The organism is Aerophototrophica crusticola (genome assembly GCF_012913305.1).
Lineage (GTDB): Bacteria > Pseudomonadota > Alphaproteobacteria > Azospirillales > Azospirillaceae > Niveispirillum > Niveispirillum crusticola.
This window is the reverse complement of sequence record NZ_CP051775.1, coordinates 1,395,266-1,420,647: the sequence shown is the minus strand read 5'-3', so window position 1 is coordinate 1,420,647 and position 25,382 is coordinate 1,395,266. Positions and strand designations below refer to the sequence as shown.

28 protein-coding genes and 1 pseudogene are annotated in these 25,382 nt (G+C 68.8%); 9 read left to right on the top strand and 20 right to left on the bottom strand.

Annotated elements, in window-relative coordinates; all coding sequences use genetic code 11:
• Positions 1-17: 17 nt before the first annotated feature.
• The 4 genes and pseudogenes from kdsA to tpiA form a co-directional block, all read right to left on the bottom strand.
• Positions 18-859, bottom strand: a pseudogene (gene kdsA / locus HHL28_RS06945) (3-deoxy-8-phosphooctulonate synthase).
• A gap of 118 nt (positions 860-977) precedes the next feature.
• A complete protein-coding gene (locus HHL28_RS06940; protein WP_075769090.1) occupies positions 978-2,606 on the bottom strand; it encodes a CTP synthase in 1,629 nt (542 codons plus the stop codon).
• A gap of 141 nt (positions 2,607-2,747) precedes the next feature.
• Entirely contained in the window at positions 2,748-3,095 is a 348-nt protein-coding gene (gene secG, locus HHL28_RS06935) for a preprotein translocase subunit SecG (protein WP_075769091.1), read from the bottom strand.
• Between the two features lie 142 nt (positions 3,096-3,237).
• A complete protein-coding gene (gene tpiA, locus HHL28_RS06930) occupies positions 3,238-3,993 on the bottom strand; it encodes a triose-phosphate isomerase (protein WP_075769092.1) in 756 nt (251 codons plus the stop codon).
• A 232-nt stretch (positions 3,994-4,225) separates the two neighbouring features.
• On the opposite strand from tpiA, the gene HHL28_RS06925 reads away from it, so the two are divergent.
• Positions 4,226-6,070, top strand: coding sequence for a peptidylprolyl isomerase (locus HHL28_RS06925; protein WP_169654904.1), 1,845 nt, complete (start codon positions 4,226-4,228; stop codon positions 6,068-6,070).
• A gap of 52 nt (positions 6,071-6,122) precedes the next feature.
• On the top strand, positions 6,123-7,637 hold the full coding sequence (gene trpE, locus HHL28_RS06920) for an anthranilate synthase component I (protein ID WP_075769094.1): 1,515 nt from the start codon (positions 6,123-6,125) through the stop codon (positions 7,635-7,637).
• Between the two features lie 95 nt (positions 7,638-7,732).
• Here trpE and HHL28_RS06915 read toward each other — a convergent pair whose 3' ends face one another.
• Entirely contained in the window at positions 7,733-8,437 is a 705-nt protein-coding gene (locus HHL28_RS06915) for a DUF502 domain-containing protein (RefSeq protein ID WP_075769095.1), read from the bottom strand.
• A 207-nt stretch (positions 8,438-8,644) separates the two neighbouring features.
• Here HHL28_RS06915 and HHL28_RS06910 point away from each other — a divergent pair, with 207 nt between their 5' ends.
• From HHL28_RS06910 to HHL28_RS06900, 3 genes are all read left to right on the top strand, one after another.
• Positions 8,645-9,667, top strand: a complete 1,023-nt coding sequence (locus tag HHL28_RS06910) for a type III polyketide synthase (protein ID WP_404326703.1) — start codon at positions 8,645-8,647, stop codon at positions 9,665-9,667.
• Between the two features lie 11 nt (positions 9,668-9,678).
• Positions 9,679-10,188, top strand: a complete 510-nt coding sequence (locus tag HHL28_RS06905; protein WP_075769097.1) for an isoprenylcysteine carboxyl methyltransferase family protein — start codon at positions 9,679-9,681, stop codon at positions 10,186-10,188.
• A 99-nt stretch (positions 10,189-10,287) separates the two neighbouring features.
• Entirely contained in the window at positions 10,288-10,986 is a 699-nt protein-coding gene (locus tag HHL28_RS06900; protein ID WP_083698789.1) for a Crp/Fnr family transcriptional regulator, read from the top strand.
• A 207-nt stretch (positions 10,987-11,193) separates the two neighbouring features.
• Here the strand turns inward: HHL28_RS06900 and fliN are convergent, their stop codons facing one another.
• Positions 11,194-11,511, bottom strand: coding sequence for a flagellar motor switch protein FliN (gene fliN / locus HHL28_RS06895; RefSeq protein WP_075769098.1), 318 nt, complete (start codon positions 11,509-11,511; stop codon positions 11,194-11,196).
• Between the two features lie 181 nt (positions 11,512-11,692).
• Here fliN and HHL28_RS06890 point away from each other — a divergent pair, with 181 nt between their 5' ends.
• Together HHL28_RS06890 and HHL28_RS06885 are read left to right on the top strand one after the other, a co-directional pair.
• Positions 11,693-12,577, top strand: coding sequence for a YqaJ viral recombinase family protein (locus tag HHL28_RS06890; RefSeq protein ID WP_075769099.1), 885 nt, complete (start codon positions 11,693-11,695; stop codon positions 12,575-12,577).
• Between the two features lie 222 nt (positions 12,578-12,799).
• Positions 12,800-13,435, top strand: a complete 636-nt coding sequence (locus HHL28_RS06885; RefSeq protein ID WP_075769100.1) for a LexA family protein — start codon at positions 12,800-12,802, stop codon at positions 13,433-13,435.
• Here HHL28_RS06885 and recD2 read toward each other — a convergent pair.
• The gene (recD2, locus tag HHL28_RS06880) at positions 13,321-15,615 is read right to left on the bottom strand and encodes an SF1B family DNA helicase RecD2 (protein WP_075769101.1); all 2,295 of its coding nucleotides are present in this window, start codon (positions 15,613-15,615) and stop codon (positions 13,321-13,323) included. The two genes, HHL28_RS06885 and recD2, sit on opposite strands and share 115 nt — an antisense overlap.
• Before the next feature lie 4 nt (positions 15,616-15,619).
• Positions 15,620-16,021, bottom strand: coding sequence for a hypothetical protein (locus tag HHL28_RS06875; protein ID WP_075769102.1), 402 nt, complete (start codon positions 16,019-16,021; stop codon positions 15,620-15,622).
• Between the two features lie 195 nt (positions 16,022-16,216).
• Between HHL28_RS06875 and HHL28_RS06870 the strand changes: the two genes are divergently transcribed.
• Complete coding sequence (locus HHL28_RS06870) at positions 16,217-16,558, top strand: hypothetical protein (RefSeq protein ID WP_075769103.1); 342 nt, start codon at positions 16,217-16,219, stop codon at positions 16,556-16,558.
• Positions 16,559-16,779: 221 nt separating this feature from the next.
• Here the strand turns inward: HHL28_RS06870 and HHL28_RS06865 are convergent, their stop codons facing one another.
• The 5 genes from HHL28_RS06865 to HHL28_RS06845 all read right to left on the bottom strand — a co-directional run bounded on the left by HHL28_RS06865 (position 16,780) and on the right by HHL28_RS06845 (position 19,600).
• Positions 16,780-17,082, bottom strand: coding sequence for a hypothetical protein (locus tag HHL28_RS06865; RefSeq protein WP_404326699.1), 303 nt, complete (start codon positions 17,080-17,082; stop codon positions 16,780-16,782).
• Positions 17,083-17,110: 28 nt separating this feature from the next.
• On the bottom strand, positions 17,111-17,422 hold the full coding sequence (locus HHL28_RS06860) for a hypothetical protein (protein ID WP_075769104.1): 312 nt from the start codon (positions 17,420-17,422) through the stop codon (positions 17,111-17,113).
• 78 nt (positions 17,423-17,500) lie between these two features.
• Positions 17,501-18,307, bottom strand: a complete 807-nt coding sequence (locus tag HHL28_RS06855) for a hypothetical protein (protein WP_404326697.1) — start codon at positions 18,305-18,307, stop codon at positions 17,501-17,503.
• Between the two features lie 116 nt (positions 18,308-18,423).
• Positions 18,424-18,957: a mismatch-specific DNA-glycosylase gene (locus HHL28_RS06850; protein WP_075769105.1), complete on the bottom strand. Its 534-nt coding sequence runs from the start codon at positions 18,955-18,957 to the stop codon at positions 18,424-18,426.
• A gap of 52 nt (positions 18,958-19,009) precedes the next feature.
• A complete protein-coding gene (locus HHL28_RS06845) occupies positions 19,010-19,600 on the bottom strand; it encodes a TetR/AcrR family transcriptional regulator (protein WP_075769106.1) in 591 nt (196 codons plus the stop codon).
• A 170-nt stretch (positions 19,601-19,770) separates the two neighbouring features.
• On the opposite strand from HHL28_RS06845, the gene HHL28_RS06840 reads away from it, so the two are divergent.
• The gene (locus HHL28_RS06840; protein WP_075769107.1) at positions 19,771-20,169 is read left to right on the top strand and encodes a RidA family protein; all 399 of its coding nucleotides are present in this window, start codon (positions 19,771-19,773) and stop codon (positions 20,167-20,169) included.
• Between the two features lie 52 nt (positions 20,170-20,221).
• On the opposite strand, the gene tatC is transcribed toward HHL28_RS06840, so the two are convergent.
• The 7 genes from tatC to HHL28_RS06805 form a co-directional block, all read right to left on the bottom strand.
• Positions 20,222-21,037, bottom strand: a complete 816-nt coding sequence (gene tatC / locus HHL28_RS06835; RefSeq protein ID WP_404326694.1) for a twin-arginine translocase subunit TatC — start codon at positions 21,035-21,037, stop codon at positions 20,222-20,224.
• A 4-nt stretch (positions 21,038-21,041) separates the two neighbouring features.
• A complete protein-coding gene (gene tatB / locus HHL28_RS06830; protein ID WP_075769108.1) occupies positions 21,042-21,524 on the bottom strand; it encodes a Sec-independent protein translocase protein TatB in 483 nt (160 codons plus the stop codon).
• A 33-nt stretch (positions 21,525-21,557) separates the two neighbouring features.
• Positions 21,558-21,755: a twin-arginine translocase TatA/TatE family subunit gene (locus HHL28_RS06825; protein WP_404326693.1), complete on the bottom strand. Its 198-nt coding sequence runs from the start codon at positions 21,753-21,755 to the stop codon at positions 21,558-21,560.
• Positions 21,756-21,900: 145 nt separating this feature from the next.
• Positions 21,901-23,019: an ABC transporter ATP-binding protein gene (locus tag HHL28_RS06820; RefSeq protein WP_404326691.1), complete on the bottom strand. Its 1,119-nt coding sequence runs from the start codon at positions 23,017-23,019 to the stop codon at positions 21,901-21,903.
• A 245-nt stretch (positions 23,020-23,264) separates the two neighbouring features.
• A complete protein-coding gene (gene scpB / locus HHL28_RS06815; protein ID WP_075769110.1) occupies positions 23,265-23,870 on the bottom strand; it encodes an SMC-Scp complex subunit ScpB in 606 nt (201 codons plus the stop codon).
• Positions 23,871-23,873: 3 nt separating this feature from the next.
• Positions 23,874-24,689, bottom strand: a complete 816-nt coding sequence (locus tag HHL28_RS06810; protein ID WP_075769111.1) for a segregation and condensation protein A — start codon at positions 24,687-24,689, stop codon at positions 23,874-23,876.
• Between the two features lie 6 nt (positions 24,690-24,695).
• On the bottom strand, positions 24,696-25,382 hold the full coding sequence (locus HHL28_RS06805) for a site-2 protease family protein (RefSeq protein WP_075769112.1): 687 nt from the start codon (positions 25,380-25,382) through the stop codon (positions 24,696-24,698).

The window sequence follows — 25,382 nt, the reverse complement described above, 5'->3', positions numbered from 1 at the left end:
GGCCCGCCCGGGAAGGTTCAGATGCGGACCGGGTCCGCCTTGGCGATGCGGTCCAGGGCCAGCAGCGTGGTCAGCACGCCCTCCATCTCCCGCAGCGGGACCATGTTGGGGCCATCACTGGGGGCCTTGTCCGGGTCCTGGTGGGTTTCCATGAAGACGGCCGCAACGCCGATGGCCACGGCGGCGCGGGCGAGCACCGGCACGAATTCCCGCTGGCCGCCGCTGCTGGTCCCCTGCCCGCCCGGCTGCTGCACGCTGTGGGTGGCGTCGAAGACGACGGGATAGCCGGTCTGCCCCATGATGGGGAGACTGCGCATGTCACTGACCAGGGTGTTGTAGCCGAAGCTGGCCCCCCGCTCGCACAGCAGGATGCTCTCGTTGCCGGTGCTGGCGATCTTGGCCGCCACGTTCCTCATGTCCCAGGGGCGAGGAACTGGCCCTTCTTGACATTGATGGCCTTGCCCGTTTCCCCCGCCGCCAGCAGCAGGTCCGTCTGACGGCAAAGGAATGCCGGGATTTGTAGAACGTCCACCACCTCCGCCACCGGGGCGCACTGCTCCGGCGCGTGGACGTCGGTCAGGACGGGGATACCCAGGCTCTCCTTGATCTCCGCCAGGATGGGCAGGCTCTTGGCCATACCCAGGCCACGGGCCGTGCTGACAGAGGTGCGGTTCGCCTTGTCGAAGCTGGTCTTGTAGATCAGGCCGATCCCCAGCTTGCGCGTCAGCTCCACAAGGGCGGACGACATCTCCAGCGCGTGCTGCCGCGATTCGAGCTGGCAGGGCCCGGCCAGCAGCACGAAGGGCTTGTCGTTGGCGATGGCGAGCGGGCCGACGGTGACGGTGCGGGGCGTGGTCATGGGCTTCCCTGCCGTAGGTCGGGCTGGGTGCAGCGAAGCCCGACGTCCCTGGACATGGCGGGCCTCACCTACCGTTCGGCCCGACCTACGATGCGTGACAACCGACAGCCGCGACCCGTCACACCAACCGGCTCTGCTCGATGGCCGCGCGGATGAAGCTGGTGAACAGGGGGTGCGGCTCGAAGGGCTTGGACTTCAGCTCGGGGTGGAACTGGACGCCGATAAACCAGGGGTGGTCCGGCAGCTCGACGATCTCCGGGAGGACCCCGTCGGGCGACAGGCCGGAGAAGGTCAGGCCCACCTTCTCCAGGCGCTCCCGGTAGTTGATGTTGACCTCATAGCGGTGGCGGTGCCGCTCCTCGATCACGTCGCTGCCATAGATCTCGTGCACCTTGGTGCCGGGGGTCAGGTGGCAGGCATAGGCGCCCAGGCGCATGGTGCCGCCCAGGTCGCCGTCGACGCTGCGCTTCTCAAGCTGGTTGCCGCGAATCCACTCGGTCATCAGGCCGACGACGGCGGGGTCCGGGTTGCCGAACTCGCTGGAGCCGGCATGGTCCAGGCCGGCCATGTGGCGAGAAGCCTCGATCACCGCCATCTGCATGCCGAAGCAGATGCCGAAATAGGGGATGTTATGGGTGCGGGCGAACTCCGCCGCCTTGATCTTGCCCTCGGTGCCACGCTCGCCGAAGCCGCCGGGGACCAGGATGCCGTGCACCCCCTCCAGCCGCAGGACGGCGCCGTCGGTCTCGAAAATCTCGGCGTCCAGCCAGTCCAGCCTGACCTTCACGTTGTTGGCGATGCCGCCATGGGTCAGCGCCTCACCCAGCGACTTGTAGGCGTCCAGCAGGCTGGTGTACTTGCCCACCACGGCAATGGTCACCTCACCCTCCGGGTTGCGCACACGGCGGACGATCTCTTCCCAGCGGGACAGGTCGGGCTTGCCGTCGGTGGACATGCCGAAGTAGCGCAGCACCTCGGTGTCGAAGCCCTGCTCATGGTAGCTGATGGGCACGCGGTAGATGGTGTCCACGTCCAGGGCGGCGATCACCCGCTCCTTCTGGATGTTGCAGAACAGGGCGATCTTGCGCCGCTCGTTCTCCGGGATTTCCCGATCGGCGCGGCAGAGCAGGATCTGCGGCTGGATGCCCACGCTCAGCAGCTCCTTCACGGAGTGCTGGGTCGGCTTCGTCTTCAGCTCGCCCGCGGCGGGGATGTAGGGCACCAGGGTGACGTGGCAGAACAGGGCCCGCTCCGGCCCCACATCGTTGCCGAACTGGCGGATGGCCTCCAGGAACGGCAGGGACTCGATGTCGCCCACCGTGCCGCCCACCTCGCACAGGCAGAAATCCTCATCCGTCAGGTCGGCGGCGATGAACTCCTTGATGGCGTCGGTGATGTGCGGGATCACCTGGACCGTGGCGCCCAGGTAGTCGCCGCGCCGCTCCTTGGCGATGACGTTGGAGTAGATGCGGCCGGTGGTGATGTTGTCCGACTTGCGGGTGGGCACGCCGGTGAAGCGCTCATAATGGCCCAGGTCCAGGTCGGTCTCGGCGCCGTCATCGGTGACGTACACCTCCCCGTGCTGGTACGGGCTCATGGTGCCCGGGTCCACGTTCAGGTAGGGGTCGAGCTTGCGCAGGCGGACCTTGAAGCCGCGGGCCTGCAACAGGGCGCCGAGCGCCGCGGAGGCCATGCCCTTGCCGAGCGAAGACACCACGCCGCCGGTGATGAAGATGAAGCGCGTCATGGAACCCTAACCTATCGCAACCGGGGCCATCGCCCCTGACCGAACGAACCGGGGCCACAGGGCCCGACACGAAAACCTGTCCCCCAACGGAAAGAGGCGGCGCTGCCGCCGCCTCTCACAACCGCGCCGCTGCCCCAGGCGTCACTGCCCGGAAGGCACTGCGGGCTGGGCCGGCGTGGCCGGCGGGGTGGCGGGGGCCGCGTCGCCCGCGGGGGCGGACGGCGCCGCAGGTGGCACCTGGTCGAAGATGGACCGGCCCTCCCGGGCGTTGCCCGCCAGGATGGCCAGCAGCAGGCTGGTGGTGAAGAAGGCCGCCGCCAGGATGGCGGTCATCCGGGTCAGCAGGTTGGCGCTGCCCCGGGCGGTCATGAAGCCGCCCATGGTGCCGCCGCCCAGGCCCAGGCCGCCGCCCTCCGACTTCTGCACGAGAACGACGCCCACCAGCGCGGACGCGATCAGCAGGTGGATGACCAGAACAACCTTCTCCATCACACTTTCCCTGGCTCGAAAACCCTATTGGCAAAACCAAAAGCGCCCGCACGCCAAAACGGCGCCCCGGAGGTGGGGCGCCGGTCGCGCGGGCGGGCCGCTTGCCATCGGCCGCTTCATTACTAGCTCAGGCGGCGGAGCGCTAGCGGCAAGATTCCGCAATGGCCCAAAAGTCGTCCGCCTTCAGGCTGGCCCCGCCCACCAGGGCCCCGTCCACATCGGCCAGCGCCATGATCTCCACGGCGTTGGAGGGCTTCACGGAGCCGCCATATAAGATGCGCACGGATTCGGGGTGCGCAACCAGCCCGTCCAGCGTGCGGCGGATCATGGCGTGCATGGCCGCTATGTCGTCGTTGGTCGGGGTGCGGCCGGTACCGATGGCCCAGACCGGCTCATAGGCGATGACGGTGTTCGCGGCGCTGGAACCCTGGGGGATGGAGCCGCGCAGCTGCCCGGCCACCACGTCTTCCGCCTTGCCGGCGTCGCGCTCCGCCTCCGTCTCACCCACGCAGATGATGGCGGTCATGTGGGCCACATGCACGGCGGTGGCCTTGGCCTTCACCACCGCGTCCGTTTCCCCATGGTCCTGGCGCCGCTCCGAGTGGCCGACGATCACGGCCGTGCAGCCCAGATCCTTCAGCATGGGGGCGGAGACGTCGCCGGTATGGGCGCCCTTCTCCTTGGCATGGCAGTCCTGGCCGCCCACGGCCAGCTTCCCGCCCTTAAGCGCGTCGGCCACGGGGGCGACCAGGGTGGCGGGCGGGCAGACCAGCATGTCGAAAACCGGGTCCTTGGCCGACTCGAGCCGGCGTGACAGCTCGCCCACCAGGGCCAACCCCTCCGCCCGCAGGCAGTTCATCTTCCAGTTCCCGGCGATCAGCTTGCGGCGCGCGGCCATGCCTGTCCTCCCCTAAGTCCCTCGTGGCGGTCCGTGGTCGGCACGATTGGCCGTGCCGATCATGGGCGCTGCTGTAACAGGCCAGGGTCCGTTACGCCACAGGCCCGGCAGGGGGTGCGCCAAAGTCCCCCAGGCTTGCCCCCACGGAACCGCCTCTCTATGATGCGCCGCTTTCCGGGAACCCCCGGCGTATCCGCGCGCGTGCGCCCGAACCAGAAGACCCGTACTCCCAATGCTCCAGTCCATCCGCGGCACCGCCGGCTCCTGGGTCGTGAAGATCCTGTTCATCCTGCTGATCGTCAGCTTCGGCTTCTGGGGCATGGGCCCGCTCACGGGTGGGGTCGGCGGCGGTGTCGCCGAGATCGGCGACGTCAAGATCACGCCCCAGGAGCTGGACCGGGAGTACCGGTCGGAGATCCGCCGCCTGCGCCAGATCGTCGGCCCGGAGCTGACGGACGAGCAGGCCCGCCAGTTCGGCCTGGTGGACCGGGCCCTGGAGCAGATCATCCAGCGCACCCTGCTGTCCCTGGCCGCCAAGGACCAGGGCCTGCGCGTGGGCGACGCAGCCGTGGCCCGGGAAGCCAGCACCTTCCCGGCCTTCCGTAACGGGCTTGGCCAGTTCGACCCCAACGTCATGCGCGCCGTGCTGGCGGAGAACGGCCTGACCGAGCAGGCCTTCGTGGAGCAGATGCGCTCCGACATCGCCCGCAGCACCCTGGTGGGCGGCATCACCGGCGGTACCGCCGGCTCCAAGACCCTGGCGGAGTCCCTGTTCCGCTACCGGCAGGAGCAGCGGGTCTTCGACGTCGTCACCATCCCCAACGCCGCCATGGCCGAGCCGGCCAATCCGGACGACGCGGCCGTTGCCCAGTACCACCAGGACAAGGCCGTGCGCTACACGGCACCTGAGTACCGCACCCTGCAGGTGGCCACCCTGACCGCCGACGCCCTGGCCGGCGGCATTGAGGTGTCGGACGAGGATGTCCGGGCCGCCTATGACAACCGCGCGGCGGAGTTCGTGACGCCGGAGCGGCGCAGCATCGTACAGGCCGTCTTCGCTGACAAGGCGGCTGCCGAGAAGGCCCTTGCGGCTCTCAACGGCGGCAGGACCGTGGAGCAGGTGGCCAAGGATGCCGGCCTGGAGGCCGTGACCCTGGAGGACAGCACAAAGGACGCCCTGCCGCCCGAACTGGCCGACCCCGTCTTCTCCGCCGCCGCGGGCACCAATGTGGGCCCGGTGGAGTCGGCCTTCGGTTTCCACGTCCTTACCGTGAAGGACGTGAAGGTCGGGGGCACCAGGACCTATGATGAGGTCAAGGAGGAACTCCGGGCGGAGCTGCGCCGTGAGCGCGCCCTGGACCAGGTCTTCCAGGCCTCCACCAAGCTGGACGACGCCCTGGCCGGGGGCGCGAGCCTGGAGGAGGCCGCTGGCCAGGTGGGTGCCAAAGTCACCACCCTGGAACGGGTGGACAACCAGGGCAACGGCCCCGACGGCAAGCCCCTGCCCGCCGCCGCCCAGCTCGGCGCCACCCTGGCCCCGGTGCTGGAGAACGGCTTCTCCCTGAAGTCCGGGGAGAACAGCGGCGTGAAGGAGGGTGAGGCCAACAGCTATTACGCCGTCCAGGTCGGGATGGTGGAGCCCGCCCAGCTCCGCCCCCTGGACCAGGTGAAGGCCCAGGTCATCGCCGATTGGAAGGCAGAGCAGCGGTCGGTTGCCGCCAAGGCGAAGGCGGACGAGATCGTGGCCAAGCTGAAGGAGGGCGCCGATCCCGCCGCCACCGCGGCCGGGTTGAAGGGTGCCCTGTTCGCCCGCACGCAGCCGCTGCTGCGCAATGCCGGCCGCAACGCCCCGGTTCCCCGGGCGTCCTGGCGGAGTTGTTCGCCGCGCAGCCCAACGCCGTCGCTTCCGGTGAGACGGCGGACGGCTATGTCGTGGCCAAGCTGGTGCAGGTGGTCCCCGTCGATCCCGCCGCGAACGCGGCCCAGGTGGAGGCGATCCGCACCCAGGCGGCCGAGACCCTGGCCGGCGACCTGGCCGGCGAGTACCTGGCCGCCCTTCGCGCCCGCTATGGCGTGACGGTGAACCGCGCCGCCATCGACCAGATGTACCGCCAGCCGGAGTGACGGCCTTGCGCAGCTATCCCGAACAGCCCGCCTTCGTCACCGCCTATGACGCCGGTCAGGCGCAAGTGATGTGGACGCGGCTGGTCAGCGACCTGGACACGCCCGTCTCGGCCATGCTGAAGCTGGGCCGCGGCCGGAAGAACGCCTTCCTGCTGGAGTCGGTCACCGGCGGCTCCATCCGGGGCCGCTATTCCCTGATCGGGCTGAAGCCCGACCTGATCTGGCGCTGCCGCGGCACGGTGGCGGAGATCAACCGCAGCCCGGATACGGACCCGGACGCCTTCCAACCCCATCCGGGGCACCCGCTGAAGGCCCTGTCGGACCTGCTGGCGGAGAGCCGGATCGACCTGCCGGAGGGGCTGCCGCCCATGTCGGCGGGCCTGTTCGGCTATCTGGGCTATGACATGGTCCGGCTGATGGAGAAGCTGCCGGACAGCAACCCGGATGAGCTGGACCTGGACGACGCCTTCCTGATCCGGCCGACCATCATGGCGATCTTTGACGGGATCGAGAACGTGGTCACCATCGTGACCCCGGTCCGCCCGGTGCCGGGCATGAGTGCCGCGGACGCCTATGAGGCGGCGAAGGCCCGGTTGGCGGAGGCGCTGGCCGACCTGGACGGGCCGGTTCCCGCGGCCCATGAGACAGACTGGGACGTCAGCCCCCTGCCCCCGCCCAGCTCCAACACGGCGCGGCAGGAGTATCATGGCATCGTGGAGAAGGCGAAGGAGTACATCCGCGCCGGCGACATCTTCCAGGTGGTGCCCAGCCAACGGTTCTCCGTGCCCTTCACCCTGCCGGCCTTCGCCCTGTACCGGGCGCTGCGTCGGCTGAACCCGTCGCCCTTCATGTTCTACCTGGATTTCGGGCACCTGGCCGTGGTCGGGGCCAGCCCGGAGATCCTGGTGCGCCTGCGCGACAACACCGTCACCATCCGCCCCATCGCCGGCACCCGCCGCCGAGGCCGCGACGCGGCGGAGGACAAGGCCCTGGCGGCCGAGCTGCTGTCCGACCCGAAGGAGCTGGCGGAACATTTGATGTTGTTGGACCTGGGCCGCAACGACGTGGGCCGGGTGGCGCAGACGGGCACCGTGGTGGTGACGGAGAAGTTCACCATCGAGTACTACAGCCACGTCATGCACATCGTCTCCAACGTGGAGGGCAAGGTGGACCCCGGCTTCACCGCCGTGGACGCCCTGGTGGCCGGCTTCCCCGCCGGTACCGTCTCCGGCGCGCCCAAGATCCGGGCCATGGAGATCATCGACGAGTTGGAGAAGACCCGCCGCGGCATCTATGGCGGCTGCATCGGCTATTTCGCCGCTAACGGCACCATGGACACCTGCATCGCCCTGCGTACCGCCGTGCTGAAGGACGGGATGATGTATGTGCAGGCGGGCGGCGGCGTGGTGGCCGACAGCGACCCGGAGGCCGAGTACCAGGAGACGGTGAACAAGGCCAAGGCCCTGTTCAAGGCGGCGGAGGAAGCTGTCCGCTTCGCCCGGGAACGAAGCGGGTCATAGATCGGATTAGCCGCCCTGCGGCGTAATCCGACATCCCGGGGGTTATCCTTGCCGTCGGATTACGCGACCTCCGGTCGCTAATCCGACCTACCTGCTCACTCCCCCGCCAGCAGCTTCTGCCGGTCCTGCTCCGGCACCGGGCGTCGGTCCGGGCCGGTGACGATGCCGCCGGAAATGATGAACTTCAGCCCCTCCTCCACCGTCATCGTCAGGGTGCGCACCTCCCGTCGCGGCACGAACAGCAGGTAGCCGCCGGTTGGGTTGGGGGTGGTGGGGACGAAGACGTTCAGCAACTCGTCATCGCCGACCAGGTCCTTCACCTCCCCCGTCGTCGGCGCGGTGACGAAGGCCATGGTCCAGGCGCCCCGGCGGGGGAACTCCACCAGCACCACCTCCCGGAAGGCGTTGGACTTGTTGGCCAGGACCGTCTCGAAGATCTGCTTCACGCTGGAATAGATGCCGCGCAGGACGGGCATCCGACCCACCACCCCCTCGCCGATATGCACCAGCCCGCGGCCGACGAAGCCGGCGGCGAACATGCCCACCAGGATCAGGAAGACCAGCACCACCAGCAGGCCGACGCCTGGGATGGTGACGGGCAGCAGGCTTTCCGGGTTATAGGCCGCCGGGATGATCCCGGAGACCATACGGTCCACGGCGTCGATGATGATCCAGGCGATATAGAGGGTGATGCTGATGGGTGCCGTCACCAGGATGCCGGCGAACAGGTAGGCCCTCAGCCGCGCGGCAAGGCTCATCCCCCAGCGTCGGTGGATGGGAATCAACGGTGACTGGCCCATGGTACCCCTTCTCGTGCCGGCCACCCCAGCCTAGGGGACCAGGGTTAAGCATGTGAGCAAACTCTGTTTGTTCCACCAGACCCGGCCACCCTTTTTTGCACTAAATCGGTTACCGATGGGTGACTTTTCGCCGTCCCGCACCGTTGACCTGACAGACACGGGTCCTACCCTTCCGGGGGCATGATGGCGACAGCAAGATTGATTGGGATGGCCACGGCCACCCCACCCTACCGTTTCCCGCAGGAACTGACCCGGGACGCGGCCCGCCAAGTGTTCGCGGACAGGCTGCGGGACTTCGACCGGCTCGCCCCCGTCTTCACCAACGCCGGAATCGACGCTCGGTTCTCCTGCGTGCCCATCGACTGGTACATGCAGCCCCGCGGCTGGCCGGAGCGCAATGCCGTCTACCTGGACAGCGCCCTGGACGTGCTGGAGCAGGCTACCCGCAAGGCCCTGGCCCGGGCCGACCTGCAAGCCAATGCCATCGATGCCATCCTCTGCGTCTCCTCCACCGGGATCGCTACCCCCAGCCTGGACGCCCTGCTGATGGAGCGGATGGGTTTGCGGCGGGACGTGCAGCGGCTGCCCGTCTTCGGCCTGGGCTGTGCCGGTGGGGTGATCGGCCTGTCACGCGCCGCCAACTGGGCGGCCAGCATGCCGGGCAAAACGGTGCTGTTCCTGGTGGTGGAGTTGTGCGCCCTGTCCTTCCGGCACAACGACCTCTCCAAGGCCAACGTCATCGCCACTGCCCTGTTTGGCGATGGCGGGGCCGCCTGCCTGTTCCGGGCCGACCCGGACGGCCGAGGCCCTGCGGTGACGGCCTGGGGGGAGCATACCTGGCCGGACACGCTGGGCATCATGGGGTGGAGCGTGGAGCCCGACGGCATGGGCGTGATCTTCAGCCAGAGCATCCCCGCCCTGGTGCGGGACCGTTTCGGTCCCGTGATGGAAACGTTCCTGGAGCGCAATGGCCACACGAGGGAGAGCCTGGCCGGCACCGTCTGCCATCCCGGCGGGGCCAAGGTGCTGGATTCCCTTGCCGAGGTCCTGGCCCCCTGCCATGAGGGGCTCGGCGAGGCGCGGGAGGTGCTGCGGGAACATGGCAACATGTCCGCCGCCACGGCCCTGTTCGTGCTGGAACGGCGGATCGCCAGCGGCGCCAGGGGACCCCACCTGATGATGGCGCTGGGCCCCGGCTTCACCGCCGGCATGGCCCTGCTGGACCTGTGAGGGAGGCAGCCATGGAACCCGGCCTGCCGCAATTGGTCGTGCTGCTGGTGGCCGCCCAGCGCATCGCCGAACTCGTCCTTGCCGCCCGGAACACCCGCCACCTGAAGGACATGGGCGCGGTGGAGATCGGCGCCGGGCACTATCCGCTGTTCCCATTGCTGCACACGGCCTGGCTGCTGGCCCTGTTCACCCTTGTGCCTGGGGACGCGCCTGTCTCATGGGCGTTGCTGGCCGTCTTCCTGGTGCTACAGCTTGGCCGCGTCTGGGTGATCGCCACCCTGGGCCCCTACTGGACGACCCGCATCATCACCCTGCCCACCGCTCCCCTGGTCCGAGGCGGGCCCTTCCGCTTCGTCCGCCATCCCAACTACCTCATCGTGACGGGGGAGATCGCGGTGCTGCCCCTGGCCTTCGGGGCGTGGGAGGTTGCCGTGGTCTTCAGCCTGCTGAACGCGGCCTTGCTGGCGTGGCGCATCCGGGTCGAGGAGTCGGCCCTGGCGCCCCGGCGCGGTACCGCCTGAGCCGCTGCGCCTCGCAGGGCAATTCATTCACGAGGGGAGGTTTGCCGCTGGAACCGTATGGGGTATCCTGCCAAGGTCCCATAGCGGAAAGCACCTCCCGTGACCGAGCTTCATCCCGCCAGCCTCGACCATATCGACCTGTTCCGCGCCTGCACGGCAGAGGAGCGGGCGTCCCTCGCGCGGCAGTGCAGCTGGCGCCACTTCCACCCGGGGGAGCAGATCATCGACCGTGCCTCGGAAAGCCGGGACGTCTGCATGATCGTGGAGGGCCGGGTCCGGGTGGTGAACTATTCCCTCTCGGGCCGGGAGATCACCTTCGACGACGTGAACGCCGGCGGTTACCTGGGGGAACTGTCCGCCATAGACGGGGAACCGCGCTCCGCCAGCATCGTGGCGCTGACGGAGACCCATGTCGCCTTCATGTCGCCGCGCCTGTTCCAGGAAACGGTGACCAAGCACCCGGAGGTGGCATGGCAGGTGATGAAGCGGCTGGCGCGCATCGTCCGTGCCTCCACCGGCCGAATCATGGACCTCAGCACCCTGGGCGCCAACAACCGGGTCCATGCCGAGCTGCTGCGTCTTGCCAAGCCGGGCCTGAAGCCGGACAACACGGCGGAGATCACCCCGGTACCCATCCACAGCGACATCGCCAGCCGTGTCAGCACCACGCGGGAAACCGTGGCGCGGGTGATGAGCGACTTGGCCCGCGACCACATCGTCGAACGGCATGGCAACAGCCTGCTTATCCGCGATTTCGAGAAGTTGGAGGCGATGGTGGAAGAAGTACGCGGCGATTGAGGGGAGTAGACCCCCTAATGTGTGGCCTGAGGCACACGCTTTTTATCTTTTCTTCACCGATGCCAGGGTCTATATAGAGAGGGCTTGACCGTGGCAGCGCTGCCACGGTTTAGCAACCTCCTTATGAGGCTCCCTTCATCTTCGCCGGCTGATTCGTCAGCCGGCTTTCTTTTTGCGCGCATTCCCCGGGGGGATGCCGCCCGACCTTTACCCGTTGATGCGAGCGAATTCCCGGAAGGTCACGGCGATCTTGTCCTCCACGATCGTCACCTCCCCCCGCCCCACCATGCGGCCGGAAACGATGATGTCGCTGAGGTCGTCGATCTTGCGGTCCAGTTCCACGATGGCACCGCGGCCCAGCTTCAGCAGGTCACGCACACGGATGGTCGAGGTGCCAAGCACCACGCTGACCTCCACCTCCGTGTCATAGACGGCGCTGATCTCCATCGCCTCGGGCGCGGCCTTGGCCGGGTTGGCCCCGCCTGCCTCTCCGAACATCGCGTCGATATCGTCCTGGTCCGCCATGGCCGCACGCTCCGCCGGGTCACGCCTGTATGGGGTAGACATAGCATAACAGGGGCACCCCGTCGGGGCAAAACATGGGACGTGGCGATGGACACTGCGACTGCGCAGGCATTCACGTTGCCTGACCGGAACAAATCACCAAATGACAGCGACTCCGCAGTGCACGAGGATAAGCCATCCCATGGCCATCAGTCCGGACCAGCGCCAATACCGTTCCCGCCGCCTCGGCTCCTCTGACGCGACGCGGGTCATGGCCGGGGATTGGCACCAGCTCTGGCTGGAGAAGACGGGCCGGGTAGAGCCGGACAATTTGGACTTCGTCCCCGCCGTGCAGATCGGCATCGTGACGGAGGCGCTGCACCCGAAGTTCTGGGAACGCCGCACCGGCCTGCCCTGCCTGCCTGCCAACGGGCGCAGCTATGCCCACTCGCAGCATGATTGGCTGGTCTGCCACCCGGATTTCCTGACTTGGGAGGCATTCCCCCTCGACCCCTTCGCCAAGCCCGACACGCTGTTGGAAGCCAAGTTCTGCGGCAGCCCAAAATCGGATGAGGAGTTGGGGGAGCAGTATTACTGGCAGGTCCAGCACCAGATGCTGGTCGCGGGATTGGACAAGGCGGTGCTGTCCATCCTGCGGCCCGGCTCCTACTCCTGGCTTGCCATCCCCTACAGCGCGCCGGACCAGGCGAGGCTGATGGAAAACCTCCAGGCCTTCTGGTGGCATGTGGAGAATGACATCGAGCCCGGCGATCCCCTGCCCGTCCCAGCCCCCGACCTTGACCAGATGCGGATCGTGGACATGGGTCGCCACAACGAGTTCGCATCCCATGCGGCCACCTTGCTGACATGCCGGGAGGATTGGGCCGCCTACCGGGCTGCTGAGGCAGGGCTGAAGGCGCTGATGCCGGAGGACGCCCGCATCGCCTTTGTCGCGGAGGGCCTCTATCTCAGCCGGTCCCGCGACGGCAGGATCACCCTCCGATTCGGCCGGGTTTCCCCGCAATACACCGCAAAGGCGGAGCCCTGGGGTGATCCGATGTCGGATAAGGAAATTTCCTGGCTGTGAGGGATCGTCGGTCGGATTAGCGCGCTTTCGCCCGCAGAATCCGATGTTGAATCAAGATGTTATGGGCTGTCGGACTACGACTTGGAGCGCCTGACCCGACCTCCGATCCACTGCGATTCCGCATCAATCACCGTAATCCACAAGCCTGTCCACCGGCCAAAGCTTGCGAAATCGCATCCTCCCTACCACCCTGGTGACCTCGGATGAGCAGAGGGGTAGGCCATGGACCGGGTGCGGAAGGCACTGTCGGGGTGGATGCGGGACGTGATGGCGGAGCGGCGCTGGACCGCCGCCGCCTGGGCCCGGCTTGCCGAGGTCACGCCCACCAACATCACCCGTTTCCTGAAGGACCCCGCCACGGCCAGCCTACCCAGCGCCGACACCATCGGCCGTCTGGCCCTTGCCGCGGGCCGGGAGCCCCGCTTCCTGGAAGAGCCCGCCTTCCCCTCCGCCGCCCGCGTGCCGGTGCTGGAGGCGCAGGCGGCCAAGGAATTGCTGGCCCTGCCGGAGCGTGATGGCATGGCGTTCCTGGAGAAGCTGCTGCGCGGCGGCACGCCCACCGTGCCTGCCGACCCCGTCCCCAGCCCCCGCGCCTTCGCCATGCGCATCACCAGCCTGCACATGAACGCCGGTGGCTGGTTGCCCCAGGACCATGTGGTGGTGGAGCCGGCGGATACGGTCCCCGCCCGCAACGGCGACATGGTGGTGGTGCTGGACGGGGAGGAGGCCTGCGGCTACCGCTATTACCCGCCGCTGCTGGTGCCGGTCAGCACGGATTCGAGCTGCTGCCCCATGCTGTATGATGGCGCCTCCGTCGCCGGGGTGGCGGTCCAGCTGGTCCGCGCCTTGCGGGCCTGAGCCAGGGCCTCCTTCAGCCGGGTGGCCAGGGTGGACCGCCGAGGCCGGGCGCGCACGTTGCGCACCGCATGTTCCAGCGCCTTCCCGTCCCCCACCAGCACCACCAGCTTCCGCCCGCGGGTGATGCCGGTATAGAGCAGGGTCCGCTGCAACAGCGGCGCATGCTGCAGGGTCAGGGGGATGACCACGGCCGGGTACTCCGACCCCTGCGCCTTGTGCACCGTGACGGCATAGGCCAGGGACAGCCGTTCCAGGTCCCCACCGGCGTAGCGGAGCGGCCTCCCGTCGAACTCCACCGTCAGGGCCTGGTTGTCCAGGTCCACGGCAGTGACCACGCCCATGTCGCCATTGAAGACGTCCTGTTCATGGTCGTTCTCCACCTGCATGACCTTGTCCCCCACGGCATAGGCATAGGGGCCGCGGTGCAGGCGGGGGCCGGTGGCGGGGTTGAGGGCCTGTTGCAGGGCGGCGTTCAGGGCGCGGGTGCCCAGGCCGCCCTTGTTCATGGGGCAGATCACCTGCACGTCCTTGACCGGGTCCAGGCCGAACCGCTCCGGGATGCGCTTGGTGACCATCTGCAACAGCTTGTCCAGGCAGCCGTCGGCACTGCGGCTTTCCACCAGGTAGAAGTCGCTCTCCTCCCCGGCTGCGGGCGGCAGGGGCCGCTCCCCGGCGTTGACCCGGTGGGCGGCCTGGATGATCCGGCTCTCCGCCGCTTGGCGGAACACCTCGCGCAGGCGCACCACGGGGATGGTGCCGGACGCGATGACGTCGCCCAGCACCCGACCCGGGCCGACAGAGGGCAACTGGTCCACGTCCCCCACCAGCAGCAGCGCCGCCCGCAGCGGCAGCGCGGCCAACAGGGAGGCCATCAGCCGCACGTCCAACATGGACACCTCATCCACCACCAGCAAGTCGATGGGCAGGGGCCGGTCCTGGTTGCGGCGGAAGCCCCCATTCGGGTCCACCTCCAGAAGGCGGTGGATGGTGCGGGCCTCATGTCCCGTCGCCTCCGCCAGCCGTTTGGCCGCGCGGCCGGTGGGCGCGGCCAGGGCCACCTCCACCCCGCGGGCGCGCAGCACCTTGACCACCGTGTTCACCAGGGTGGTCTTGCCCACGCCGGGGCCGCCGGTCATGACGCAGACCTTGGAGCGCAGCACCGCTTCCAGCGCTGCCTGCTGACTGGGGGCCAGGACCATGCCCGTCTCCACCGCCAGGGTGGCCAGGGCCGGCGTCACCTCGAAGGCCGGCCAGGGCAGCGTCCCACGGGACAGGGCCACAAGCCGGTTGGCCACGGACCGCTCCGTCCGGTGCAGCCAAGCCGGGAACACGCAGCGCTCCCCGCCCAGCTCCTCCACCACGATGGTGCCGGCCTCCACCTCGGTCGTCAGCGCCCGCATCAGCTTCGGCGTCTCCGCCCCCAGCAGGCCGGCGGCGCGGTCCAGCAGCTCCGCCTCCGACAGGCCGCAGCTCCCCTCCTCCGCCGCCGCGTCCAGCAAGTGGCGCAAGCCCGCCTGCAAGCGCTGCGGGTCGTCCGGCGCCAAGCCCAGCGACTGGGCCAAGCCGTCCGCCGCCTCGAAGCCGAAGCCGCGCACGTCCGCCGCCACGCGGTACGGGTCGGCACTGACCCGGGCCAGGGCGGCACCGCCATAGGCCTGGTGGATGCGCAAGGCCCGCTCCGGCGCGATGCCGTGTGTGCCCAGGAACAGGACGAGGTCGCGCAGGGTCTGCTGGTGGCTCCAGGCGCTGCGGATGCACTCAGCCCGCACCGGGCCGATGCCGCTGACCTGGCGCAGTCGCCAGGGCTGCCGCTCGATCACGTCGAGGGTCTGTTCCCCGAATGCCTCCACCAGCTTGGCGGCATGGATCGGCCCCACCCCTTCGATCAGGCCGGACCCCAGGTAGCGCTCGATCCCATCCACCGTGCGCGGCAAGGTGGAGGTCACCTCCTCCGCCTTGAACTGCAACCCGTATTTCGGGTCATGCACCCAGGTGCCCCGGGCCCGCAGCCGCTCTCCCGGCTCGATGGAGGGGGCGTGGGCGACGACGGCGACGGGCTTCTGGTGGCCGCGCGCCTTCACCTTCAGCACGCTGAAGCCCGTGTCCGGGTTGTGGAACGTCACGCGTTCCACGGTCCCGGAGAGGTCATAGCGGTCCGTGCCGGTGTCGAGCGGCGGCATTCCTTCACTCCGCGGCGATGGGGATCGGATGGTGGGCGGGAGCCCGGCGGGCGGTGGGCTTCGGCGCCGCGACGGCCTTTCGGCGAGACTTCAGGGCGGCAGGCTTCGGCGCCTCCTCCACCTCGATCACCGGTGCGACCGGGGCCGGTGTGGTGGCGAAGGCACGGGCGGTGACCTCGGCCAGGGCCTTGGCGTGGCGCTCCGCCACCTGCGCGTCGGTCAGCACCTGGATGTGCTTGGCCTTGGCGGCGGACAGCAGCGCCTTGGCCTCCGCGGCCTGGGCCCCGTCCTCCACTTGCAGCCATTGCATCAGCGTGCCGCGGGAAAGGGCCAAGGCGACGCGGTCCGCCACGGAAGGAAGCGTGTTGGGACGGCTGCGGCCAGCGGTGGCGGCTGCGATAGCCATGGGGCGATGCTCCAATATGTTCCTGTTCTGTTCTGGAAAAGATAGGCGAACAGACCTGGAACATCCAGGAGGAAATGCCCATATAAGTGACAATCCCAAGACATCAGCCCCGACCCGCCGGGCCCCCGAATGCCGCAGCCTTTCAGGCCCGCGGCGGCCGGAACCCATGCCGGACGGGGCCCAGCGAGGCCCCCCATGCGTTACCTTCCCACCATCGAGCTGACCCCGCAGGTCCGCCTGCTGCTGGCCCGGGGTGCCCTGCATCTGCAACCCGGCCAGTGGGTGCGCGACGGCGAGCGCGGCATCGGCCGCTTCCTGCGCGCTGACGCCCGCACCGGCACCCCGCATGTCAGTTGGGTCCGGCCGGAGGACCGGTTCGAAGACGCCGCCAAGCGTTTCGGCCGCGCCTGCCAGAAGGGTTTCATCGGCAAGTACGCCCGCCGTTATGACGGGGTGAAGCAGGCCCGGGCGATGGGGCGGGACCCCTTCCCCTTCACCGGCATGCGGGAACCGGTGCGGGGGACGATCCCGTTCTGAGGTCGTGAGGCTGGTGGATACCAACGGAGCCCGACTTTCGAATTCGAAAGTCGCCACCGCGGCAAAGCAGGTTGGCTGAACGCCGCCCTTGCGTCCCCTCTCCCTCTGGAGCAGGGGACATGGCGGCAAGATTCGGCTTCCACTCCAGCCAGAGTTGGAGCGATTAGCGAGAATGGGTGCAAGCGTGGCCACACCCACGGCCCGTCACTCCGCCGCGACCTTCAGCCCGACAGTCGGCCGCGGGGCAGCAGGCCCAGGGTGCGGCCCACATCCTCGGCGGTAAGCTGCGGCCGATAGGCGGCGGCATAGCGCTCCAGCGCCGCCAGACACTCCACCACCGTGCCCTGCCCCACGGCCCGGCAGTCCTCAAAGGCGCTGCCGTCGGGGCGGACCCAATGGGTGACGTAGCAGCGGTCGCCCACGTCCTGGTCCAGGGTGAGCGCCAGCCGCCCTTCCATGCCCAGGCGGGCATGCACGGTGCGCAGCCGGCGGCGGAGCTGGTCCAGGGTCATCTTGTCGGTCATCACAGCCATTCCCCTCGTTCCCCCTCGGTCAGGCGGCGTCGCGCCGCGCATCCCCGTCCTGTTCGCGTGGGCCTGAACCGGCTTCTGCCCAGGCCATGTCCTCCGCGCAGGCCGCCATCACCCGCCGCACGCTGGCGGCGACACCCGACTCGGCCTCCGCCAGCTCCAACCGTCCCAACTGGGCAACCATGCCGCCGGCCTCCGCCTGCACCCAGGCGCGGTAGCGGGCATCGCGGGCCTGCGGGTCAGCCCACCAGGTCGGGCGGCGCGGGCTGCGCTCCAGCAAGTCGCGCTCGAAGGCCGCCCGGCCGAACAGCCCGCTGGGCGCCGTGCCGGACATGGAAGCAGCCCGGGCCGCTTGAGCTGCGAATTCGCACTTCCTGAAAGGCAGGCGTGGCATGTGCGTTCCTCCCTGGCCTCAGGCGGCCTCGCGGCCGGGACCCGGGGCGCGCTCGTTCGCAAGGATCTCCGCCTTCTTCTGGGCGAAGTGGCTGGTGATGCGGTGCTGGGCGGCCTTGTCCACCAAGCCGATCTCCCGCACCCGGGTGGCGGTACCGCTGCGCCAGAGGGTGTCCAGCGCGTCCAGGTCGGCCACCTTGTCCAGCTTCGCCTTGATCTGGGCCTCGAAGGCCTCCACAGCGGCGGGCTGGGTGTCCGGGTTGGCCTTGGCCGTGAAATAGGCCTCCGACTCCTCCCGGTACTTGCTGTCGTCGAACTGGCCCATATGGACGTCCGCCGCCAGGCCGAGCTGGACCAGGCATTTGCCCACCGCGTCGGTGATGGACATCTTGAACGCCTCGTCGTTCGGCTCCTCCGAGCCGTCGCGGCGGCGGCGCACCAGCTCCGTCCCGCCCCACTGCGGGCCCGTCCAGGCGACGGTGCCGTTCTCCGGGTCGCGGTACCAGACCTTGACGCAGACGAAGACCATGCGCTCGACGACGGTCCACTCGGTCTGCTCATAGCCCCAGCCCTGGCCCACGGGCCCGAACTGCTCGGTCATCTGCTGCAGGCGCCAGGTGGGGTCGATCTGGGTGCCGCGGAAGCCGCCGGACCGCTGGAATGGCTTCGTCGCCTTCGGGTCGGTCCGCTTCAGGCGGTTCCACAGGCCCAGATGCTCACGCAGGGCCACCACCTTCTCGCTCTTGCTCTTGGCCACGTCGGCCGCCGCGGGATTCTCCTGCGGCGCGGCGGTCTGGTCGGCGGGCCCTTTGGTCATCTTCACCATGCTGATCAGCCTCCTGCCGGTCGCCTCATGCCCTACCCGGGGACGGCGACTCGGGAGACCAATATATGGCTGCAAACTCGCAGCTTGCAAGAACAGACCAAGAACAGATCGGGCCCTTAACCCCTTTGCGAGGCACCCCCCACTTCTTCGCGCCGGTTCCTCAGCCGGGCCACGAAATCCCCCAGTTCCTGCCAGGGACCCAGGTCGAAGAAGCGCCGTGCCAGCCCGGATGGCGACGGCACGACGAAGATCACGATCCCCTCAAGGGTCACGTCCTGCCGCCCATAGGGCACGACGGGGGCACGGAAGAACGCCTTCGCCGCGTTCTTGCTGTCGAAGGCGATGGCCGTCGGCCGGCAGGCAAGCATCTTCGCCCTGAACCCGGCCACGTCATAGGCTCCGGGGGTCAGGTCGTGGTCGCAGCCGAACTCGGTCTTGTTCAGGTCGGTCAGGCCGATGCCGTAATTCAGCACCCGCCGGTACTCCGCCGGGTCCAGCCGGCATGGCGTCAGACCCACCTCATGCAGGGTGGGCCAGAACCGGTTGCCGGGGTTGGCGTAATAGGCCGCCTTGGCGGCGGAGATGCGGGACGGCGCCGTGCCGCACAGCACGAGGTCGAGGCCGGGGGCCAGCACGTCAGGCAGGATCATGCGCTGAAGCTGGCACCCGCCGTCCCGCACTTCAAGCCATGGCCGCTGCCGCTCAGGGCTTCAGCAGGCCGCCCGCCAGGCAGCGGAACGCCTCCACCGCCTTGGCCAGCACCTCCTGCGGGTTCGGGCTGGCCGCCACCCACAAGGCGGCGTTGAGCGCGGCCCCGTTCAGCAGGCGGGCGGCGGCCTCCGGGTCCACCGGCTTGACGATGCCCTGGGCTACCAGCCGTTCCACCGTCCGCCGCGTCTCCTGTAGGCAGTTGTTCTGGCTAGGCCAGAGCGACGGGTCCCCCAGGAAGGCCGGCCCGTCCAGCAGCACGATGCGCTGCACCTCCGGCTCCAGCGCCATCTCGATATAGGCGATGCCCTCCGCCAGCAGCCCTTCCCAGGCATTGCCCGCCCGGGCGCCGACGGCGCGGGCCTGGGCAGCCATTTCCCCGTCGATCTGGTTGACCACCGCCAGCAGCAGGCCGCGCTTGTCGCCGAAATTGTGATAGAGGGCGCCGCGCGTCAGGCCCACCGTGGCCGTCAGCTCATCCATGGACGCGGCGGCATATCCTTGCTCGGCAAAGGCCTTGCGGGCGGCGCGGACCAGCTTGGCCCGGGTCTCCTCCATCATCTCCGCCCGCCGTTTCCCGACCATCCCCTGCTCCTCGCCTTACTCAAAGCAGCATTGACATACGCAGCGTATGTGTGATGCCATCACATACGCACCGTACGCGAAACGGTCTCTCGCCGGGAAGGGCCAAAAAATCCGGCCCTCCCCCGCGCTCCCGTACCGCACGGACCCATAGAGCAACCTGGAGCAGTCCAATGCCCGAACGCCAAGCGATCTTCCCGCCCGGCCGCCACGCGCTTTATGAGCAGCACCGCTATTCCGCGGCGATCCGCTCCGGCGACCTGCTGTTCGTCTCGGGACAGGTGGGCAGCCGGATGGACGGCACGCCCGAACCCGACTACGCCGCCCAGGTCCGGCTTGCCTTCGACAACCTTGCCGCCGTGCTGACCGCGGCCGGGTGCGGCTTCGGGGACGTGGTGGACGTCACCACCTTCCACACCGACCCGGCGTCACAGTTCGCCACCTTCATGGAGGTGCGGAACAAATTGATCGGGGCGCCGCCCTATCCGAACTGGACCGCGGTCGGCGTGACCTGGCTGGCAGGCTTCGACTTCGAGATCAAGGTTATCGCCCGCATCCCCACGGGGCGCTGACCGCTTGCCTGGGGGCATGGCGAACGCCTGCCATGCCGCCCCGGTGCAGCCGTCAGACCGCCTCGTCCTCGGCTTCCTCGGCCGCCGCGCGCTGCTTCTCGATCCGGCGGGCCATGAAGACCGAGACCTCGTAGAGCAGGATCAGCGGGATGGCCAAGCCCACCTGGCTGATCACGTCCGGTGGGGTGAGGATGGCCGCGGCGACGAAGATGATGACGACGGCGTAGCGCCGCTTGGACGCCAGCCCGTCCGCCGTCACCAGCCCCACCCGGGCCAGCAGGGTCAGCAACACGGGCAGCTGGAACGCGATGCCGAAGGCGAAGATCAGCGTCATCACCAGCGACAGGTACTCGGCCACCCGCGTCTCAGCCACGATGGCGAGGCTTCCTTCACCGCCGGCGGACTCGAAGCCGATGAAGAAGCGCAGGGCCATGGGCATGATGAAGAAATAGACCAGCAGCCCGCCGATGCTGAACAGGACCGGCGTTGCCACCAGGAACGGCAGGAACGCCTTCTTCTCGTGCTTGTAGAGGCCGGGGGCGACGAATTTCCAGACCTGGTTGGCGATGATGGGGAAGGAGATCAGCGCCCCGCCCCAGAACGCCACCTTCACATAGGTCAGGAACGCCTCCTGCGGCGCCGTGTAGATCATCCGCCGGTTCTGCGCGTCCGGGCCATAGGCCAGCACCAGCGGGTACATCAGCAGCTTGTAGATCGCTTCCGCGAAGTAGAAGCAGAGAAGGAAAGCGATGAACAGGGCTGCAAGGCTGTAGACCAGCCGGTTGCGCAGCTCGATCAGGTGGTCGAGCAGCGGCATCTTGCTGGCATCGACCTCTTCCTCGCCGGCGGGCATGTTGTGCATCGCCATGGGGTCAGCCTCGCGCCGCAGTGTCGCCTGCCGCCTTGGGCAGCGGGGCGGCCTCGGCGGGGGCCGCCGGGGCGACGGGGGCCGCGACCGGCACCGGGTCGGCCTCCAGGGTCGGCACCGGCTGGGCCGGGGGAAGCGCCGCCGGTGCCGGGGCCTTGTCAGCCTCCCGGCCCGCATCCACCGCGGTGGGGCGTGGTGTGTCGTCGACCTTCAGCGCGTTCCGCAGGCCGCCGTCCGGGTCCACAGTCTTCTCGAACTGGGTGGCCAGGTTGAAGCTGCGGGCCTCGTCCACCTGCTTGCGCAGGTCTTCCAGTTCCGCTTGCCGGACCATCTCATCCACGTTTGACTGGAACTCCCGGGCCAGCATGCGTGCCTTGCGCACCCACTTGCCCACGGTCGCCAGGGCCCGCGGCAGGTCCTTCGGCCCGATGACCAGCAGGGCCACCACGGCGATGACGGCGATCTCCGACCAACCGATGTCAAGCATGGCGGCAGCGTCCTAGAGGTGACGGGGCCGGCCTCAACCCTTGGCCTCTTCCTTGGAGGCGGTGCCCTGGGTGGACGCGGGCGGCACGGCGGTGTCGGACCGGATGGCCCGGCCGGCGTCCACCGCTTCCGTCTCCTCGCCTTCCTTCAGGTTCTGCTTGAAGTTCTTCATGCCCTTGGCGAGGTCACCCATGACCCGCGGCAGCTTCCCCGCCCCGAAGAGCAGGAGCACGATAACGAGCACGAGGACGAGCTGCCAAATACCGATGGACATTATGCTTTCTCCGCAGTTCGGGGGCGCCCCGGACGCTGGCGCGGGATAATGGCAGAAAGGGTCGGGGGCCGCAACGCCGCCCCCCACACCTCAACGCCACCCGTTACATGGGGTCGCTTGCGGAAAAGACGAAGGCCTGTTGCGGGTCGAGCGTGACCGAGACATGGCTGTCCTCCTCGGGGAGGAACTGGCCGGGCATGCGGGAATGCAGGTGGATGCCCCCCTGCCCGTCCGAAACCCGCAGATGCACCAGGCTGGTGCGCCCCAACAGCCGGGCCGCCTCCACCCGGGCCAGGTACGGCAGCCGCCCATCCGGGCCGGCGGCCGGGTCGGCGGACAGGCGCAGGCCCTCCGGCCGGATCAGCACGTCCACGGCCGTGCCGTCCGCGTGCCGGGCCGCCGGAACGCTGCCCACCGGCGTCTCCACCCGGCCCTGGCGGACGGTGCCGCGCAGGCGGTTCACCTCCCCGAAGAAGCTGGCGGCGAAGATGCAGACAGGCTTGGTGTAGAGATCCACCGGTTTGCCCACCTGGACCATGCGGCCGTCGCGCATCAGGGCGATGCGGTCGGCCAGGAACATGGCCTCCTCCGGGTCGTGGGTGACGACCAGTGTGGCGGCCCCGCTCTGCTTCAGCACATGCAGCGTCTCGTCCCGGATCGTCTCACGCAGGCGGGTGTCCAGGCCGGAGAAGGGCTCATCCAGCAGCAGCACCGCCGGCTGGGGCGCCATGGCGCGGGCCAGAGCCACCCGCTGCTGCTGCCCGCCGGACAGGGCGTCCGGGTAGGCGGCGGCATAGGCCTCCATGCCCACCTGTTTCAGGGCGGCCAGCGCCCGCTCCTTCTGGGTGGCGGGCGGCAGCTTGTTGAGGCCGAAGCGGACATTGTCCAGCACGGTCAGGTGCGGGAACAGGGCGAAGTCCTGGAACACCAGGCCGATTCCCCGCCGCTCCGGCGGCAGGCTCGCGGACGGATCGGCAATGGTCTTCCCGGCGATGGCGACGGTACCCTGCTGCAGCCGCTCCAGCCCCGCCGCGAGGCGAAGCAGCGTGGACTTGCCACAGCCCGACGGGCCGACCAGGCAGACGATCTCCCCCGAGGCGATGTGCAGGCTGACATCGTCCACCGCTACCTTGGCCTTGTAGCGGTGGCTTACCCGCTCCAAAGCCAGGGCAGGCCGCAGCTCCGCCGCGGCCGGCGCCTGCCGGGGGCCCAGGGCGTCCACCGGGCTGCCACGTTCCCGAGCCGGGACCTTGGCCGGGGCAGCAGCCTCCACCCTCGCGGACAGGCTGCGCCAGAGGGGAGAACGGGAACGGGGGGAGACAGAAACGTCGCATCCATGATGGCCGACGAACCCACATCGCGCCCCGGGGAGCGGGGCCATATCCGCCCATTAAGTCACGCCCAGCGCAGAATGCAAACCATTATCAGTCGCGTGCGACAATGGGCCTGTTGCGCCGGCCCCCGCCCTCAGCCCTCGGCGGGTTCCGGCTCGGCCTCCGCCGGTAGGGCGACCGGCGCCAGCGGACCCATGCCGGAACGGCTGTCCAGCAGGCCGGCGGCGCGCAGATCCTCCACCCCCGGCAGGTCGCGCAGGGACTCCAGGCCGAAATGGTCCAGGAAATGGGGCGTGGACACCCAGGTGACCGGCCGGCCCGGCGTTTCCCGCCGGCGGCCCGGCTTGATCCAGCCCGCCTCCATCAGGATGTCCAGGGTGCCCTTGCTGGTGGCCACGCCGCGGATGCTCTCGATCTCCGCCCGGGTCACCGGCTGGTGGTAGGCGATGATGGCCAGGGTCTCGATGGCGGCGCGGGACAGCTTGGCCGTCACTTCCGTCTCACTGCGCAAGTGCTCGCCCAGGTCGGGGGCGGTGCGGAAGGCCCAGCGGCCGCCCATGGCGGACAGGTTCACGCCACGGTGCTCATACAGCGCCTGCAGGTCCAGCAGCAGCTCCCGCACCTGTACCCCCTCCCCGAAACGGGCCTGGAGCGCCTCTTCCGGCACCGGGTCGGCGCTGGCGAAGAGGATGGCCTCCACGAGGCGGAGCTGCTGGTTGCGGTCGTCGGGGATGGGCATGGGTCAGGTGCCCCCTTCCTGGGATTGCGGGGTGCGCAGGAAGATGGGGCCGAACGCCCCCTCCTGGCGAATCTCCAGCCGGCCGGCCTTGGCCAGCTCCAACGTGGCGACGAAGGTGCTGGCCAGGGCGGAGCGGGTCTTCACCCCGCCGCTGCGCCAGCCAGCGGGCAGGAAGCTGCTGAGCTTGGTCCAGCTCGGCAGCTTGCCCAGCATGGCCTCCACCCGGGCCACCGCGTCCTCAATGGAATACAGCTCGGTGGCGGCGATGGTCAGGGGGCCCTGCTTCATCTGGCGCTGCTTGTGCTCGCCATAGGCCTTCAGCAGGTCGTAGAGCGACACCTCATGGATGCGCTTCTCCAGCACCGGCATGTCCTCCGGCGCGCCGCGGGCGAAGACGTCGCGGCCCAGCCGGGGCCGGGCCAGAAGTCGGGCGGCCACGCCCTGCATGGCCTCCAGCCGCTGGAGCTGGAAAGCCAGGGCGGCGGCCAGCTCCTCGCCGCTGGGCTCCTCCGTCTCCGGCTCGGGTAGCAGCAGGCGGGACTTCAGGTAAGCCAGCCAGGCCGCCATCACGAGATAGTCCGCCGCCAACTCCAGGCGCAGGCGCTTGGCCGTCTCCACGAAGGACAGGTACTGGTCGGCCAGTTGCAGGATGCTGACCCGGGTCAGGTCCACCTTCTGGTCGCGCGCCAGGGTCAGCAGCAGGTCGATGGGACCTTCGTAACCGTCGATGGCCAGCAGCAGCGGCGCGTCGGCCACCACCTCCGGCGTCCCGTCGCGCACGGGCTGGTCGAACGGGTCTGGGCTCAACGGGTCCGCCATGGGAGGTCAGGTCAGCCCGGCCACGCGGACGATCAGGTCCGTGATGAAGTCCATGGGCGGCAGCAGCACATAGAACAGCGGGTTGAAGCTGTACCCGAGCTGCTGGGCAGTGAAGGGCACCAGGAACACGGCCGCCAGCAGGATCAGCATGCCATAGCGCTCGATGCTGGCGAACTGGTAGGACAGCCGGCCGGGCAGGATCCCCGTCACCACCCGCCCGCCATCCAGCGGCGGCAGCGGCAGCATGTTGAAGACGGCCAGCAACACGTTGATCTGGACGGAGAACAGCAGGTTCTGGTGGAACCACTCCTGCGCGGCCTCCGGCATCAGCGGCACGGTGTGCAGCAGGAAGGCGGACATCAAGGCCAGGAAGATGTTCACACCGGGCCCGGCCAGGGCCACCCAGATCATGTCCCGCTTCGGGTCACGCAGGTTCCGGAAATCCACCGGCACGGGCTTGGCCCAGCCGAACAGGAACCCTGTGGTGAAGAACATGATCAGGGGCAGGATGATGGTGCCGAACGGGTCGATGTGCTTCAGCGGGTTGAAGGTCACCCGGCCCAGCATGTAGGCCGTGTTGTCCCCGAAGCGCTTGGCCACATAGCCATGGGCCGCCTCATGGAAGGTGATGGCGACCAGCCCGGGGAGCAGCACCACGGTCAGGGCCTGGATGAAGCCGGAAATCTCGTCCAT

Excerpts from the sequence above, each read along its gene's own strand:
- HHL28_RS06940 (WP_075769090.1), bottom strand. The coding sequence starts at position 2,606 with ATGACGCGCTTCATCTTCATCACCGGCGGCGTGGTGTCTTCGCTCGGC.
- secG (WP_075769091.1), bottom strand. The coding sequence starts at position 3,095 with ATGGAGAAGGTTGTTCTGGTCATCCACCTGCTGATCGCGTCCGCGCTG.
- tpiA (WP_075769092.1), bottom strand. The coding sequence starts at position 3,993 with ATGGCCGCGCGCCGCAAGCTGATCGCCGGGAACTGGAAGATGAACTGC.
- HHL28_RS06925 (WP_169654904.1), top strand. The coding sequence starts at position 4,226 with ATGCTCCAGTCCATCCGCGGCACCGCCGGCTCCTGGGTCGTGAAGATC.
- HHL28_RS06915 (WP_075769095.1), bottom strand. The coding sequence starts at position 8,437 with ATGGGCCAGTCACCGTTGATTCCCATCCACCGACGCTGGGGGATGAGC.
- HHL28_RS06910 (WP_404326703.1), top strand. The coding sequence starts at position 8,645 with ATGGCCACGGCCACCCCACCCTACCGTTTCCCGCAGGAACTGACCCGG.
- HHL28_RS06905 (WP_075769097.1), top strand. The coding sequence starts at position 9,679 with ATGGAACCCGGCCTGCCGCAATTGGTCGTGCTGCTGGTGGCCGCCCAG.
- fliN (WP_075769098.1), bottom strand. The coding sequence starts at position 11,511 with ATGGCGGACCAGGACGATATCGACGCGATGTTCGGAGAGGCAGGCGGG.
- HHL28_RS06890 (WP_075769099.1), top strand. The coding sequence starts at position 11,693 with ATGGCCATCAGTCCGGACCAGCGCCAATACCGTTCCCGCCGCCTCGGC.
- HHL28_RS06885 (WP_075769100.1), top strand. The coding sequence starts at position 12,800 with ATGGACCGGGTGCGGAAGGCACTGTCGGGGTGGATGCGGGACGTGATG.
- recD2 (WP_075769101.1), bottom strand. The coding sequence starts at position 15,615 with ATGCCGCCGCTCGACACCGGCACGGACCGCTATGACCTCTCCGGGACC.
- HHL28_RS06875 (WP_075769102.1), bottom strand. The coding sequence starts at position 16,021 with ATGGCTATCGCAGCCGCCACCGCTGGCCGCAGCCGTCCCAACACGCTT.
- HHL28_RS06870 (WP_075769103.1), top strand. The coding sequence starts at position 16,217 with ATGCGTTACCTTCCCACCATCGAGCTGACCCCGCAGGTCCGCCTGCTG.
- HHL28_RS06865 (WP_404326699.1), bottom strand. The coding sequence starts at position 17,082 with ATGACCGACAAGATGACCCTGGACCAGCTCCGCCGCCGGCTGCGCACC.
- HHL28_RS06860 (WP_075769104.1), bottom strand. The coding sequence starts at position 17,422 with ATGTCCGGCACGGCGCCCAGCGGGCTGTTCGGCCGGGCGGCCTTCGAG.
- HHL28_RS06855 (WP_404326697.1), bottom strand. The coding sequence starts at position 18,307 with ATGGTGAAGATGACCAAAGGGCCCGCCGACCAGACCGCCGCGCCGCAG.
- HHL28_RS06850 (WP_075769105.1), bottom strand. The coding sequence starts at position 18,957 with ATGATCCTGCCTGACGTGCTGGCCCCCGGCCTCGACCTCGTGCTGTGC.
- HHL28_RS06845 (WP_075769106.1), bottom strand. The coding sequence starts at position 19,600 with ATGGTCGGGAAACGGCGGGCGGAGATGATGGAGGAGACCCGGGCCAAG.
- HHL28_RS06840 (WP_075769107.1), top strand. The coding sequence starts at position 19,771 with ATGCCCGAACGCCAAGCGATCTTCCCGCCCGGCCGCCACGCGCTTTAT.
- tatC (WP_404326694.1), bottom strand. The coding sequence starts at position 21,037 with ATGGCGATGCACAACATGCCCGCCGGCGAGGAAGAGGTCGATGCCAGC.
- tatB (WP_075769108.1), bottom strand. The coding sequence starts at position 21,524 with ATGCTTGACATCGGTTGGTCGGAGATCGCCGTCATCGCCGTGGTGGCC.
- scpB (WP_075769110.1), bottom strand. The coding sequence starts at position 23,870 with ATGCCCATCCCCGACGACCGCAACCAGCAGCTCCGCCTCGTGGAGGCC.
- HHL28_RS06810 (WP_075769111.1), bottom strand. The coding sequence starts at position 24,689 with ATGGCGGACCCGTTGAGCCCAGACCCGTTCGACCAGCCCGTGCGCGAC.
- HHL28_RS06805 (WP_075769112.1), bottom strand. The coding sequence starts at position 25,382 with ATGGACGAGATTTCCGGCTTCATCCAGGCCCTGACCGTGGTGCTGCTC.